This window comes from Segatella copri (genome assembly GCF_026015625.1).
GTDB lineage: Bacteria > Bacteroidota > Bacteroidia > Bacteroidales > Bacteroidaceae > Prevotella > Prevotella copri_H.
In genome coordinates, this window is sequence record NZ_JAPDVG010000001.1 from 2,125,001 (window position 1) to 2,140,272 (window position 15,272).

Consider the following 15,272-nt stretch of genomic DNA (forward strand, 5'->3'; position numbering starts at 1 on the left):
CATCTTGCGATTTGATTTACTTTAGTCTGAACTAAAGTTCATTACTTACAGTTTTGCTTGTGTCAATATGTCAAAGATCTTCTTGCCTTAAAAGGCATGGTGGAGAATAACGGATTCGAACCGTTGACCCCCTGCTTGCAAAGCAGGTGCTCTAGCCAACTGAGCTAATCCCCCAAATCGAGAAGTAAAGAATGAATCAAAGTTGAACTTTGATTACACATTGGCTGCGCCGATGTGTAGTCCCAGGCAGATTTGAACTGCCGACCTCCACATTATCAGTGTGGCGCTCTAACCAACTGAGCTATAGGACTGTGTTGGTAAAGAGTAGCATCTCTGCCGAACATTCTCTATCTCTTATTTAATTAAACAGATGGTGCGTACAAGAAGAGAAGCGAACTTTTAAGTCATGTTCCTAAATCTTCATAGGAAATTCGTCTCTCCAGAAAGGAGGTGTTCCAGCCGCACCTTCCGGTACGGCTACCTTGTTACGACTTAGCCCCAATTACCAGTTTCGCCCTAGGCCGCTCCTTACGGTCACGGACTTTAGGCGCCCCCGGCTTTCATGGCTTGACGGGCGGTGTGTACAAGGCCCGGGAACGTATTCACCGCGCCATGGCTGATGCGCGATTACTAGCGAATCCAGCTTCGTGGGGTCGGGTTGCAGACCCCAGTCCGAACTGAGACAGGCTTTAAGGATTTGATGCGCTTTGCAGAACACCATCTCTCTGTACCTGCCATTGTAACACGTGTGTAGCCCCGGACGTAAGGGCCGTGCTGATTTGACGTCATCCCCACCTTCCTCACACCTTACGGTGGCAGTGTCCCCAGAGTGCCCAGCTTAACCTGATGGCAACTAAGGAGAGGGGTTGCGCTCGTTATGGCACTTAAGCCGACACCTCACGGCACGAGCTGACGACAACCATGCAGCACCTTCACAGAGGCCCCGAAGGGCGTCATTGTCTCCAAATCCTTCCTCTGCAATTCAAGCCCGGGTAAGGTTCCTCGCGTATCATCGAATTAAACCACATGTTCCTCCGCTTGTGCGGGCCCCCGTCAATTCCTTTGAGTTTCACCGTTGCCGGCGTACTCCCCAGGTGGGATGCTTAATGCTTTCGCTTGGCCGCTGACCTATTCAGACCAACAGCGGGCATCCATCGTTTACCGTGCGGACTACCAGGGTATCTAATCCTGTTCGATACCCGCACTTTCGAGCTTCAGCGTCAGTTGCGCTCCAGTGAGCTGCCTTCGCAATCGGAGTTCTTCGTGATATCTAAGCATTTCACCGCTACACCACGAATTCCGCCCACTTTGTGCGTACTCAAGGAAACCAGTTCGCGCTGCAGTTCAGATGTTGAGCATCTACATTTCACAACACGCTTAATCTCCGGCCTACGCTCCCTTTAAACCCAATAAATCCGGATAACGCCCGGACCTTCCGTATTACCGCGGCTGCTGGCACGGAATTAGCCGGTCCTTATTCATAAGGTACATGCAAAAAGCCTCACGAGGCTCACTTTATTCCCTTATAAAAGCAGTTTACAACCCATAGGGCCGTCATCCTGCACGCTACTTGGCTGGTTCAGACTCTCGTCCATTGACCAATATTCCTCACTGCTGCCTCCCGTAGGAGTTTGGACCGTGTCTCAGTTCCAATGTGGGGGACCTTCCTCTCAGAACCCCTACTGATCGTTGCCTTGGTGGGCCGTTACCCCGCCAACAAGCTAATCAGACGCATCCCCATCCATCACCGATAAATCTTTAATCCCTTTCAGATGTCTTCTAGAGATATCATTGGGTATTAGTCTTACTTTCGCAAGGTTATCCCCAAGTGGTGGGCAGGTTGGATACGCGTTACTCACCCGTGCGCCGGTCGACGCCCATCAAAAGCAAGCTTTCGATGTCGTTTCCCCTCGACTTGCATGTGTTAAGCCTGTAGCTAGCGTTCATCCTGAGCCAGGATCAAACTCTCCATTGTAAAATATCATTTTTACCTAGCCTTGCGGCTTGGTTTGTTTGTTGTCTGTACTTAGGACGAATATCCTTTTCGTTTATTGAAGCTTAGTAAACCTGACTTGTCAATTGCTTGACGGTTCGTTTCTTTTACCCAGTCAACGTTCTTATTTCTAAGAAGTTAACCGCTTCTTGTACTACTTGTCTGTTTATATAAAATCTTTCAAAGAACTCTTTCTTCTGTTGCTAAGAGAAAGCGTATTTCTCAAAAGCGAGTGCAAAAGTACTAACTATTTTTCATTCCACCAAATCTTTTCGCAAAAAAGTTGAAACTTTAGTCATATTTTAACATCTATAAACAAATAAGCCCGTTTTAGAAGCTATTTCTGCCTATTTTAAAGGACTAAATAAAAACTACATTTCAAATTAGGAAATACACCTGTGATAGATTTAACTAGGAGCATGTAGAATAGAGAGACATGCATACGAATTTTCCTTCTTTATTATTATAATGTACGCGCGCAATAACATATTTTTTATCTTATCTAAACCTACACAAGCATCCCCCTAAACATTCTATCCAGCTATGCACTTAACAATAAATCCACTTATTTTTCTATATTTTTTATCGCTCTTCAGGAAATCGATACCATAGTTGTCCCATTTGTGACTCTTGCGCACGCACATATCGGTGGTAACCATGATGTATCCTTTACCATTATGCATACGGGTGATGTAGGCATCACGGGTTCCGCCTTTAATGCGGGCATGCTCTTCTGGATTGAAGATAGGGTTGCCGCCATTGATGTCCTGATAGTTGTAACCATCACGGGAAATAGCGTAGGCTGTCCACTCCCCCTTATCGCTCATATGACAATAGAGATAACCATAATTTCCCTTTACAAGATTCTGTGCAGTCATTGGCATAGAGGCCGCCAACGCCAAGAGAACAGCTGATAATTTCTTTTTCATTGTGCTCAGAAGACAAAGGAGAGGGAGGAAAGAAAAAGGGAGGAAAGCCTCATCACTGAGGTCAACCTCCCTACACTTATAGTTAAAAATAACCGATTTATTTGTTCAGGAACTTATCTACCTGGGCAGCAATCTTTCTGCCGCTTGCCATGGCGCGTACTACCAGAGAGGCACCGCTTGCTGCATCGCCTGCCACGAATACATACTCTGCAAATTCAGGCTGCTGTGGCTTCAGGAAGCCCATTGCCAGGAATACAGCCTCTGCCTTGATGATTTCTGGCTCACCAGCCTCTACCATCAACGGACGGCCACCCTCAGGGTTTGGTTTCCAATCAATAGGCTGAACCTTCACGCCTGTCAACTTGCCATTCTTTCCGAGGAACTCCAGAGAGTTGATGTTCCAGCGGCGAGTACAGCCTTCCTCATGACTTGAAGTGGTCTTCAGGGTGCGAGGCCAGTTTGGCCAAGGATTCTTAGGATCCTCAGGACCTTCTACAGGCTTCGGCATGATTTCTATCTGGGTTACGCTCTTGCAACCCTGACGATGAGCAGTTCCGATACAGTCGGAACCCGTATCACCACCACCGATTACCAATACATCCTTGCCCTTGCAGTTAACCAGTTCGTCCTTAGAGAACTCCATACCGGCAAGGATACGATTCTGTTGAGAAAGCAGTTCGAGGGCGAAATAAACACCCTTCAGCTCTCTTCCAGGAATCTTCAGGTCGCGTGCCGTTGGCGTACCGGTAGATACCACATAGGCATCGAAGCCTTCTGGCAATTTAGTTACATCAATCTGCTGATTGTATCTGAACTCGATGCCCTCCTCTTCGAGAAGACGAAGACGGCGGTCGATGATGCTCTTGTTAAGTTTGAAGTTAGGAATACCATAACGCAACAGACCACCGGCATTCTCACGTGCCTCGAATACTGTTACCTTATATCCCTTATGGTTCAACTGGTTGGCAGCTACCAATCCCGCAGGACCGGCACCGATGACAGCCACCGTCTTGCCATTACGCTCAGGAATCTCAACATGTACATAATCCTCAGAGAAGGCGTGCTCCACGATGGCACACTCATCCTCACGGTTGGTGGTTGGCTCATGATCCATGAGATTCAATACACACGCCTTCTCACAGAGTGCAGGACAGATGCGTCCTGTGAACTCCGGGAAGTCGTTGGTGGAATTGAGGAGACGGTAAGCCTGCTCCCAATCGCCCTTGTAGAGGGCATCATTCCACTCCGGTGCCTTGTTGCCCAGCGGACAAGCCCAGTGGCAGAAAGGCACGCCACAATCCATGCAACGTGAAGCCTGCTGTCGGCGGTCGTTGCTATTCAAAGTCTGTTCTACCTCGCTGAAGTCGAGGATTCTATCGTGAATTGGTCTATAACCTGCTTCCTTGCGAGGTATAGTCAAAAATGCTTTTGGATTTCCCATCTTTTTTCTAATTTTAAAATTAGTAATCTCGCTGCATATCCGCAATCTTCTGCTGCAACTTCTTTACCTGTTCCTCCTGGAGAACTCGCTTGTACTCGATTGGCACTACCTGGATGAAATCCTCTACGTAGTGGTTCCAGTCGTCGAGCATGGTACGGGCAAGCTTACTGCCGGTGTAGAGATAATGCTGACGGATCAGCTCGTGCAACTCCTTGCGATAGGTGCTGTCCTCCACGAGGTTGATCTCCACCATATCCATGTTACAGAAGTAATCGAAGTTGTGGTTCTTATCCCATACATAGGCAACACCACCACTCATACCAGCGGCGAAGTTACGGCCGGTTTCACCGAGCACTACTACTCTACCACCCGTCATATACTCGCAGCAGTGGTCGCCAGCACCCTCAATCACGGCGATGGCACCGGAGTTACGAACACCGAAGCGCTCGCCTACCTTACCATTGATATACAACTCACCGCTTGTGGCACCATACAATCCGGTGTTACCGGCGATGATGTTATCCTCGGCAGAGAAGTTGCTGCGGATAGGAGGAAGGATGGAAACACGACCTCCTGAAAGTCCCTTGGCGAAATAGTCATTGGTCTCACCCTCGAGCTTGAAATCTACTCCCTTCACCAGGAAGGCACCGAAGCTCTGACCTGCAGAACCCTTGAACTTCACGTTCACGGTCTTGTCTGGAAGACCAGCCTCACCATATTTCTCGGCAATCATACCGCTCAGCATCACACCGGCAGCACGGTCGGTATTCTTGATGGCAAAATCGAGGTTCACTTCTTCCTGATTCTCGATGGCACGCTGTGCACCACGAATCAACTGCTGGTCGAGTACATTGTCGAGGTCATGAATCTGCTCGGTAGTATGATAGAGCGAGCAATGACCTGTCTCACGATGCAAGAGACGGGAGAAATCGAGCAAGTCGGCCTTCTCCTTGATGCTCTTGGCCACCTCTGGCTCTACGGCATCAGCACCCTCGGTAGGAACAACCTCCTCATCCTTCTTGCGGACGATGAGCTCGGTATGACCGATGATATCGTTCAATGAGGTGTACCCCATCTCAGCCAGATACTCACGAACCTCCTCGGCGAGGAAGCGGAAGTAGTTGATAAGATACTTGTAGCTGCCACGGAAGTGCGCACGGAGCTTAGGATCCTGTGTAGCAACACCCATAGGACAGGTATTCAGATTACACTTACGCATCATGACACAACCCAATACGATGAGGGCGGCAGTACCGAAACTGAATTCCTCTGCACCGAGCAAAGCCATCAGGATGATGTCACGACCGCTCTTCAACTGACCATCTACCTGCAGACGAACCTGACCACGAAGACCATTCTTCACAAGAGTCTGCTGGGTTTCAGAAAGTCCGATTTCAGGAGAGATACCAGCGAAACGCATACTTGATGCAGGGCTGGCACCTGTACCACCCTCAGCACCAGAGATAACGATGAGGTCGGCCTTTGCCTTAGCCACACCGGCAGCGATGGTACCCACACCACTCTCAGCAACCAACTTCACAGAGATAGCCGCCTTAGGGTTTACATTCTTGAGGTCGAAGATGAGCTGAGCCAAATCCTCGATACTGTAGATATCGTGATGAGGTGGAGGAGAAATCAAGCTGATGCCAGGGATAGAGTGACGGGTCTTGGCGATGACCTCGTTAACCTTGAAGCCAGGCAACTGACCACCCTCACCCGGTTTAGCACCCTGTGCCACCTTGATCTGGATTTCCTCTGCATTTACCAAATATTCTGTAGTCACACCGAATCGACCGGAAGCCACCTGCTTGGTCTTGCTTGAGAGGCTGATGCCATCCTGTGTAGAATGGAATCGTTCGTTATCCTCACCACCTTCACCGGTATTGCTTCGGGCACCGAGGGCGTTCATGGCGAGTGCCATTGCCTCGTGAGCCTCTTTGGAGAGGGCACCGAAACTCATCGCACCGGTAACGAAGTGCTTCACGATTTCCTCTACCGGCTCCACCTTATCTATAGAGATAGGATTCTTGCGGAAGCTGAAGAAGTCGCGGATGAAGATAGGCTCCTGCTTATCGTCAACGAGATGTGTATATTTCTTGAAGAGATCGTAATCGCCCTTGCGGGTTGCGAGCTGCAGGGTGGCGATGGTCTCTGGGTTCCAAGCGTGCTTGATACCGTCCTTGCGGTAGTGGAACTGTCCCATACTTGGCAGGAACTCGAGCTTCATGGTCTCGAATGCCTTGTCGTGCAGGCGGATGGCATCACGGGCGATGGTCTCGAGTCCGATACCGCCGATGGTGCTCACCTCTGTTCCGAAGTAGCTCTTCAGAAGGCTCTCGCTCAAACCGATGCTCTCGAAGATCTTGGCACCACGATAGCTTCGGATGGTAGAGATACCCATCTTAGCCATAATCTTGAACAAGCCCTTCTTCACAGCCTTAATGTAGTTCTGCTCGGCTGTATGGTAATCCTCCTGAATCTTTCCCTTCTTTACAAGGTCGTCGAGGATGGCGTATGTCAAGTATGGACAGAGAGCTGATGCACCGTAACCCAACAGGAGGGCTGCATGCATTACCTCACGAATCTCACCGCTCTCTACGATGAGGGCAGTCTGCACACGCTTGCCGGCATCAATCAGATAATGATGTACGGCACTCACGGCGAGCAGAGATGGAATGGCGGCATGAGTTTCATCCACGCCACGGTCGCTCAAGATGATGTAGTTGTAGCCGTCATCCACGCTCTGTGCTGCCTGCTTGCAGAGTTCATCCAGAGCCTCATGCAACCCTTCTTCACCCTTGGCGGTTTCGAAGAGCATGTGGAGCTTGACGGTATTGAATCCCTTGTAGCGGATATTCTGAAGGATATCCAACTGGGTATTGGTCAGGATAGGATGTGGCAAGCGAACCATCTTGCAGTTGCTCTCGTCTGGGTTCAGAATGCCGGAACCTACTCTACCGATATACTCGGTAAGACTCATCACGAGGTTCTCACGGATGGAGTCGATGGCAGGGTTGGTAACCTGAGCAAACTGCTGACGGAAGTAGTTGAAGAAGATCTGTGGCTGGTCGGAAAGCACAGCAAGCGGAGTATCATTACCCATAGAAGCAGTAGGTTCCTGACCCTTGGTAGCCATTGGGATGATAGTACCGTCGATATCTTCCTCGCCAAAACCGAATTCCAATTCCTTGCGAGTGAGGTTATCCACACCATTTTCCACCTTACGACCACTGCGAAGTTTCTCCAGTTCAATACGGTTGGTGTTCAACCACTGGCGATATGGATGCTGGGCAGCCAGGCGCTCCTTGATTTCACCATCGTAGTAGATCTTACCCTCCTGTGTATCGATGAGGAGAATCTTACCAGGCTGCAGACGACCCTTCTCGGCAATCTCAGTAGGATCGAAATCCATCACACCTACCTCAGATGCGACTACCATCATATCGTTCTTGGTGATGGTGTAGCGGGCAGGACGCAGACCATTTCTATCGAGCATACCACCGGCGTAGCGGCCATCGCTGAAGAGCAAGGCAGCAGGACCATCCCATGGCTCCATCAGGATAGAGTGGTACTCATAGAATGCCTTCAGATCCTCAGAGATAGGGTTCTTGTCATTGAAGCTTTCAGGCACCATGACAGCCATGGCATGAGGCAATGACAAACCGCTCATCACGAAGAACTCAAATACATTGTCGAGGCTGGCAGAGTCACTCATATTAGGCTGAACGATAGGAGAAATCTCACGGATATCGCCCAAAGCCTCGCTGCTCAACACACTCTCGCGAGCCTTCATCCAGGCACGGTTACCACGGATGGTGTTTATCTCACCATTGTGGGCAAGGAGACGGAATGGCTGAGCCAGACTCCATGTTGGGAAGGTGTTGGTAGAGAAGCGGGAGTGAACCAGAGCCAGACCGCTTGTGAAATAATTATTGGTCAAGTCAGGATAATATTGGCGCAACTGGAGGCTGCTCAACATACCCTTATATACGATGTTCGAATTAGACAACGAACAAATATAGAAATCAGGATCGCTGACACGTTTCTCAATACGTTTACGGATAAGATAGAGGGTGCGCTCAAAGACAGGCACCTTATCATCTGTAACACCTGTGATAAACACCTGTTTGATAGCTGGTTCGTTACTCAAAGCAGCCTCACCCAAACAATCAGGGTTAGTAGGCACATTGCGGAGATGCATCAGCTGCAATCCCTCGCGTTCAATTTCCTCAATCATGATAGAGAGAATATCCTGCTGTTTCTTCTCATCCTTAGGCAAGAAGACGAGACCCGTACCATATTTACCTTTTTCTGGCACTGGGATACCCTGAAGAAGAATAAACTCATGTGGAATCTGGAGCATGATACCGGCACCATCACCCGTCTTGTTATCGGCACCCTCTGCACCACGATGACGCATGTTCTCGAGTACCTTCAAGGCGTTATCAACCAGCTCATGACTCTTGTTACCGTGGATATTCACCACCATACCTACGCCACACGCATCGTGCTCATAGGCTGAACTGTACAATCCTTTTTCCATTTCTTGTTCGTTTTATATCGGTTATTTCTAACTATTTTTATTACTTAAATATGAAGTGCAAAGTGATTCTTCACTCTTCACTTATTTATACGCCTGTTCGTGAACTCCCGCCACGGCTCTGCCGCTAGGGTCGTTCTGGTTCTTGAATGAGGCATCCCAGGCAAGGGCTTCGGCTGTAGAACATGCTACGCTTGGCACACTAGGTACGCTCTTGGCAGCGCTGTCGCTTGGGAAATGCTCGGCGAAGATAGAACGATAATAATACTCCTCCTTATTCTGTGGAGGGTTGATAGGGAATCGCTCAGCAGCATGCGCCATCTGCTCATCGCTGACGGCAGATGCGGTAATCTGCTTCAGGGTATCAATCCATGAATAGCCCACACCATCTGAGAACTGTTCCTTCTGTCGCCATGCCACTTCTTCTGGAAGCAAATCGGCAAATGCCTCACGAACCACCTTTTTCTCGATGGTCTTATCCGGACACATCTTCAAAACCGGGTTCATACCCATCGCTACATCCAGGAACTCCTTGTCGAGGAAAGGCACACGGCCCTCGATGCCCCATGCTGCCAAACTTTTGTTAGCTCTCAGACAATCGTAGAGATAGAGTTTACCCAACTTTCGTACGGTTTCCTCATGGAATGCCTTGGCATCCGGTGCTTTATGGAAGTAGAGATAACCTCCGAATACCTCGTCAGCACCCTCGCCCGAAAGCACCATCTTGATACCCATGCTTCGGATGACTCTCGCCAGCAGATACATCGGGGTAGATGCACGCACAGTGGTAACATCATAGGTCTCGATAAAATAGATGACATCACGGATGGCATCCAGACCTTCCTGAATGGTGTAGTTGATTTCGTGATGCACGGTTCCGATATGCTCGGCTACCAACCGTGCCTTAGCCAAGTCAGGCGCACCCTTCAAACCTACGGCAAAGGAGTGCAGACGTGGCCAATATGCCTTGGTCTCTCCCCCATTCTCTACACGGGTAGAAGAATATTTCTCGGCTACAGCAGAGATAACAGAAGAATCAAGACCACCACTGAGAAGAACACCATAAGGAACATCACTCATCAACTGACGTTTGACGGAAGCCTCCAAAGCATCATGAATCTCTTTCACTGCCGCTTTCTCCTGAGGTTCAGCATTCTTCAGCTGTTCTTCAGCCTTCTTGGCATCATCAATCTGATATTTTTTCTGCATGGCAGCATACTCAAACCAATCGCGTGTATAGTAACGCTTCATGCCAGGGTTCTTGCTATAATAATAATGGCCCGGGAGGAATGGCTCGTAGTGATCGCACTGACCTTCCAGAGCCTTCAACTCGCTTGCCACCAGCACTTTTCCATCCTTATCATAACCAATATAAAGAGGAATAACACCGATAGGGTCGCGGGCGATGAGAAACTCATCACGTTCGGCATCGTAAAGTGCGAAGGCAAAGATACCGTTCAGCTCTTCAAGCATCTTGGAGATACGGGCGTGGAGCGCATCCTCACCTTTATATATTAAGGAATCAAAATCGGAATCTGCTCGCATCTCACGATAGAGAGAAAGAATCACCTCACAGTCGGAACCGGTCTGATACTGGTATTTGCCAGCAAAACGAGCACGGATGTCCTGATGATTATAAATCTCACCGTTTACGGCAAGCACCTGTTTTTTGTCTGGTGCAAACAAAGGTTGGCGACCACTTTCAGGGTCAACAATACTCAGACGCTCATGTGCCAGGATAGCAGAACCACCACAGTAGATTCCACTCCAGTCTGGTCCGCGATGGCGAATCTTCTGGCTCATACGAAGCGCTTGCTGTCGCAATTCAGGAGTCTGCTCCTGAATATTGAAGATAGATACGATTCCACACATAAATCTTTTCCTTTCTTTTACGGTTATTTTTAACTATTATTCTCTCTTATTCACCTTGGCATGTCCAATCCATTCTTTTAGGAGCAAACCAAGCAAAAACAAAGCTTAAAATTACTTTTTGCTATGTTTCGGGTGCAAAATTACAACTTTTTGTTAGAATAAAGAAAAGATTAGTAGCATTTTATCTTTACTTTATCACAACAATAACATATTAATGCATATTAGAGCAAAACATATAATAAACTGAAAAGAAAAATATACTATTTAATTACAATCTGTAAAATACTATCATTTTTAAGATAAACAAAGCGTATCCAGGGCATATTATACGCTCATAGATATGCAACAAAGTATTCAGGGCATTATACACAGTTTCTTACCCCCATATCATACAAAGAAATGCCGATAGCTCTTTGGTGGAACTATCGGCATTTAAAATAAAAAAATAAAAACTTAAACCTACCAACGTAAGATTATATCGTAAAACCTAAGAGCCTATTATGGCTGCAAGGTAAAACCTACTACCAGATAAGCTTTCTCAGTGCTAGGGTTAGCAGCTACCTGAGCGAAGACTGGAACAGAGAAAGAATCTGTAATCTTCAAATCCTTGGTAGCTTTCAGTGAAACATTGGTAACTGCAAAACCATTGGCATCACCATAGAAAGATGTTGCAAATGGAACTGCGCCTATACTTGCTGCCCAATCACAACCGCCCAACTTGAATGGGGCTGTAGCCTCAACATATGAAGAATAAGCACGGTCACCATCCTTGTTAAGACCATCTGCTCCCGCAAAGTTGGTATACCAGTTCAAGGCTACAGGACCGAAGTCGTAACCAATATTGGCTTCAAAAACATGTGCTGTCTTATGAGAATCGTACTCGAAGTAGCGACCATCACCAGAATTAAACCAGTAGTCGGTAATTCCAATGGTAAAGCCTCCTGTTCTATAGGCAGCAGTCAGGTCGAATTCCTTGGTATCATCCCATTTAGAAAGGCCTACACTACCCCAACCTGTCAATGAGAAACCTTTATAGCCAATACCAAGTGTTGGCTGGAGAGATACGTTACCGAGATCCTGACCACGCCAGATATACTGGTTTACAACATCTGCAGCGATTGTTGTTTCCACCTCATCCTGCGCAGAAGCAGCAGGAACAAAAGCAACCAAACCGAGTGCAAGGGCACCCATCTTCTTTATATCAAAAATCTTCTTCATATTCTCTTATTTTTATGTGATACATTTTTGTTTTTAAAAGTTTCGGCAGCAAAGGTACTGCAAATCGAAGACAACACAAAATAAATTGCGATTTATTTATATTGTTGAGATGCAGCGTACCTTATTCAAAGGTACTAATTATAACTCTGCTCGCCAAAACTTCTGCTGAAAAATCTCTCTCGCTCGCTATATGAAAGTTTCTTTAGTTGTAGCAACTTTCACCATGCTCGTAGATATCCAGACCTTCTTCCTCGATTCGCTTATCAACACGGAGACCAGCAATCTTCTTGATACCCCAGAAGAGGATGATACCTGTTACGGCTGCCCAAAGGTCGATGCAGAGGATACCGAAGCACTGAGCACCGAAGAATCCGAAGCCACCACCATAGAAGGCACCACCATCAAGGGCGAAGAGACCAGTCATCAAGGTACCGAAGATACCACATACACCATGTACTGAACTTGCACCAACAGGATCATCAATATGAAGCTTGGTATCAATGAACTCGATAGAGAATACCAAGATGATACCTGCCAAGAGACCGATGATGGCAGAACCCAATGGACTAACCAAGTCGCAACCAGCGGTGATAGCTACCAAACCAGCCAGAATACCGTTCAATGTCAATGAGAACGAAGGTTTGCCATACTTAATCCAAGATGTAAACATGGTACCCAAACCACCGCAGGCTGCAGCCAAGTTGGTTGTAAGGAATACGTGGCTGATGGCAACACGGTTAACCTCACCAGAAGCAGCGAGCTGAGAACCAGGGTTGAAACCGAACCATCCGAACCAGAGGATGAATACACCAAGGGCAGCAGCCATGAGAGGGCACTGAAAAAGGTACCCAATTTTAAGTTGCATAGCTTGTTTTTGAACTTTAATTCTTGTCCAAGAAGCATTTCATCTTTTAAAAGTGAAATACTTTTTTGGACAGGAATATAGTCTCAAACAGCTTTCTATAGCGTTTCTGGCGTTTAATTCGGCAATATATAGAGAAATCTACTTCCCCCCTTATGCATTTTGCATCAATTTGATGATTCTCTTCACATTTGCAGCGAAAATAGTCAAAGCTCCCTGCATTTCCATGCACGACAAACCGTATGACAGGGCTCTGTCATATCCTAAGACATTCTTAAGTTCGGAGTTTTTGGCTTCTATCTTGTATCGTTTCCTCTGAAGATTTATAAACTCTTCTGTTTTTTGATATTCGATTTGCTCCAACTGTTCATCCGATTTGATGGTAATCGCATATGTTTTTGTCTTGGCTCCTTCCTTGTAGCAACCTTCACGTAATGGACAGACCTTGCATTTGTCCACATCAAAATAATAGGTAATGCTGGAGTTTCTGTGACGCTTGTCATTTTTGCGATAATTCATCTCTTTCCATTTCGCCAGATGCCCTGCTGGGCAGACGTACAGATCTGCATCCTTGTTGTATTCAAAAGGGAGTTTGTTTGTTCGATTACCGTCAATTACAGAGCTTAAACGAGCAGAGAGGCGCATATTGTTTTCCTTTGCCATTTTGAGATTCTCCTTGCTGGAATATGCCTTATCTGCTACTATGGAATCAACTTCCATTCCTGCTTCCTCTGTCTTTTTTATCAATTCAGGCAATTGCTGTCCATCACCCTTCTCGCCGGAGGTGACGGTAGCTGCGGTGATAATTCTCTCATCGCTCATAGCTATATGCGTCTTATAGCCAAAGAATGAAGAATGCGCTGTTTTATGTCCTGTACGGGCATCCTCATCCTTTGATATTACGCCTCGGGTCTCTGCGTCTGAAATGGTTTCTTTCAGCATATTGAGACGCTCCTTGACTGCAGGCATATTGGCAGTTGCAGCATCAGCTTCCACCGTAGCAACTATCGTTTTGGCTGCAGTCATGATAGAAGAATACTTCTTTTCTTTTGGAAGCTCAGGCAATTCCATGCTGTCATCCACAGAATTAACGACATTGATTACGGCCTTGCAATAATACTCCAAACTCTTTGCTGCACTGATAGGGTTGGAACGAGAATGCGTATGGGTTGCATCAACAATGATGGTTCTAGACTTGAGGACACCTGCTTCTATAGCAATAGAAACAGTCTTCTTGATAAGAAGATCCAACAGGTCCATATTCTTCAGACGAAGTCGACGGAATTTGGTCAAGGAACTAGGATTAATCAGATTAGTCTCCTCAGGAGTTAATCCCAAGAAGTACTTAAACGACATATCATAGCGAGTACGTTCAACAACATCAACATCCGATATGTCATAGATTACCTTTAAAAGAAGATACTTAAACATACGGATAGGACTCTCTGCTGTACGACCGTTGTCATGACAATACTTGTCCTGCAATTCCTGGTATACGAAACGAAAGTCCACCAGGTCAGTAATCTGGCGGAGCAGGTTGTCTTTTGGGATAATCAAGTCATACAAACTTGAATAATCACTGAATGATATGGTCTGTTGTTGCTCTAGCATAATCCTTGTATTTTTCTACAAAGATACAAAAAATATTGCACATATGCAACTTTTGGGTATACTATTTCAAAGATCGAATGTTAAACTAACATAACCCATGAAGGGACTTTTTCAGTGCCCTCCCATGAGGTTGTGACCTGGGATAGCAGTGCTCTTGCCATTGCGATACTTACCAAGACGAGGACCTAAGCAGATAGCACCAACCAAGGCAAGTACACCACCAACACTATGTACGATGGCAGAACCTGCGAAATCATGGAAGGCAGCACCGAAGGTGTTCATCATGAATGAGCCTGCCTCGCTGTTGCAAAGCCAACCGCCGCCCCATGTCCAGTGACCCTCTATAGGGTAGATAATCAATGAAATGAAGAATGAGTAAACGCAGTACATGGAGAACTTGGTACGTTCTGCCATAGCACCTGAAACGATGGTAGCACTAGTAGCGCAGAATACGGTTTCAAACATCAAGAAGCCTTCAGTAGGAAGACCGGCTGCATTTGTATAGAAAGACAAATCGCCGAAGTTAGGCATACCGATGAAACCGGCGCCATCGCTACCAAACATAAATCCGAAACCTACGAACCAGAAGAGAACGGAACCGATCATAAAATCGACAAAGTTCTTAAACAAGATGTTCGCTGTATTTTTACTACGGGTAAAGCCCGCCTCGCAGAGGGCAAATCCCGGCTGCATGAAAAAGACCAACATGGCTGCCAAGAGCATCCATACGGTATCTACTGAAATTCCTAAATCCTGTACACTCATAACATAAAATCTTTAAAGTGTTCTTTAAACCTGAAAACTAT

6 protein-coding genes, 2 tRNA genes, 1 rRNA gene and 2 pseudogenes are annotated in these 15,272 nt (G+C 46.9%); all 11 read right to left on the minus strand.

Annotation, left to right across the window (positions count from 1 at the left end; genetic code table 11):
• Positions 1-97: 97 nt before the first annotated feature.
• A tRNA-Ala gene (locus ONT19_RS09170) sits at positions 98-174 on the minus strand.
• Positions 175-237: 63 nt separating this feature from the next.
• Positions 238-311 (minus strand) — tRNA-Ile (locus ONT19_RS09175).
• Positions 312-443: 132 nt separating this feature from the next.
• Positions 444-1,975 (minus strand): 16S ribosomal RNA (locus tag ONT19_RS09180).
• A 551-nt stretch (positions 1,976-2,526) separates the two neighbouring features.
• Complete coding sequence (locus ONT19_RS09185; RefSeq protein ID WP_367400005.1) at positions 2,527-2,922, minus strand: hypothetical protein; 396 nt, start codon at positions 2,920-2,922, stop codon at positions 2,527-2,529.
• Between the two features lie 97 nt (positions 2,923-3,019).
• Complete coding sequence (locus tag ONT19_RS09190; protein ID WP_264952648.1) at positions 3,020-4,363, minus strand: glutamate synthase subunit beta; 1,344 nt, start codon at positions 4,361-4,363, stop codon at positions 3,020-3,022.
• A 19-nt stretch (positions 4,364-4,382) separates the two neighbouring features.
• Complete coding sequence (gene gltB / locus ONT19_RS09195; RefSeq protein ID WP_264952647.1) at positions 4,383-8,906, minus strand: glutamate synthase large subunit; 4,524 nt, start codon at positions 8,904-8,906, stop codon at positions 4,383-4,385.
• A gap of 81 nt (positions 8,907-8,987) precedes the next feature.
• Positions 8,988-10,775 carry an asparagine synthase B gene (gene asnB, locus ONT19_RS09200; RefSeq protein ID WP_119228190.1) on the minus strand — a complete coding sequence of 596 codons (1,788 nt, stop codon included), beginning with the start codon at positions 10,773-10,775 and terminating at the stop codon, positions 8,988-8,990.
• Positions 10,776-11,273: 498 nt separating this feature from the next.
• Entirely contained in the window at positions 11,274-11,993 is a 720-nt protein-coding gene (locus ONT19_RS09205) for a hypothetical protein (RefSeq protein WP_153084446.1), read from the minus strand.
• A 202-nt stretch (positions 11,994-12,195) separates the two neighbouring features.
• A pseudogene (locus ONT19_RS09210) lies at positions 12,196-12,822 on the minus strand (ammonium transporter); the annotation flags it as partial.
• 186 nt (positions 12,823-13,008) lie between these two features.
• Positions 13,009-14,466: an IS1182 family transposase gene (locus tag ONT19_RS09215; protein ID WP_264952646.1), complete on the minus strand. Its 1,458-nt coding sequence runs from the start codon at positions 14,464-14,466 to the stop codon at positions 13,009-13,011.
• Positions 14,467-14,592: 126 nt separating this feature from the next.
• A pseudogene (locus ONT19_RS09220) lies at positions 14,593-15,231 on the minus strand (ammonium transporter); the annotation flags it as partial.
• Positions 15,232-15,272 lie beyond the last annotated feature (41 nt).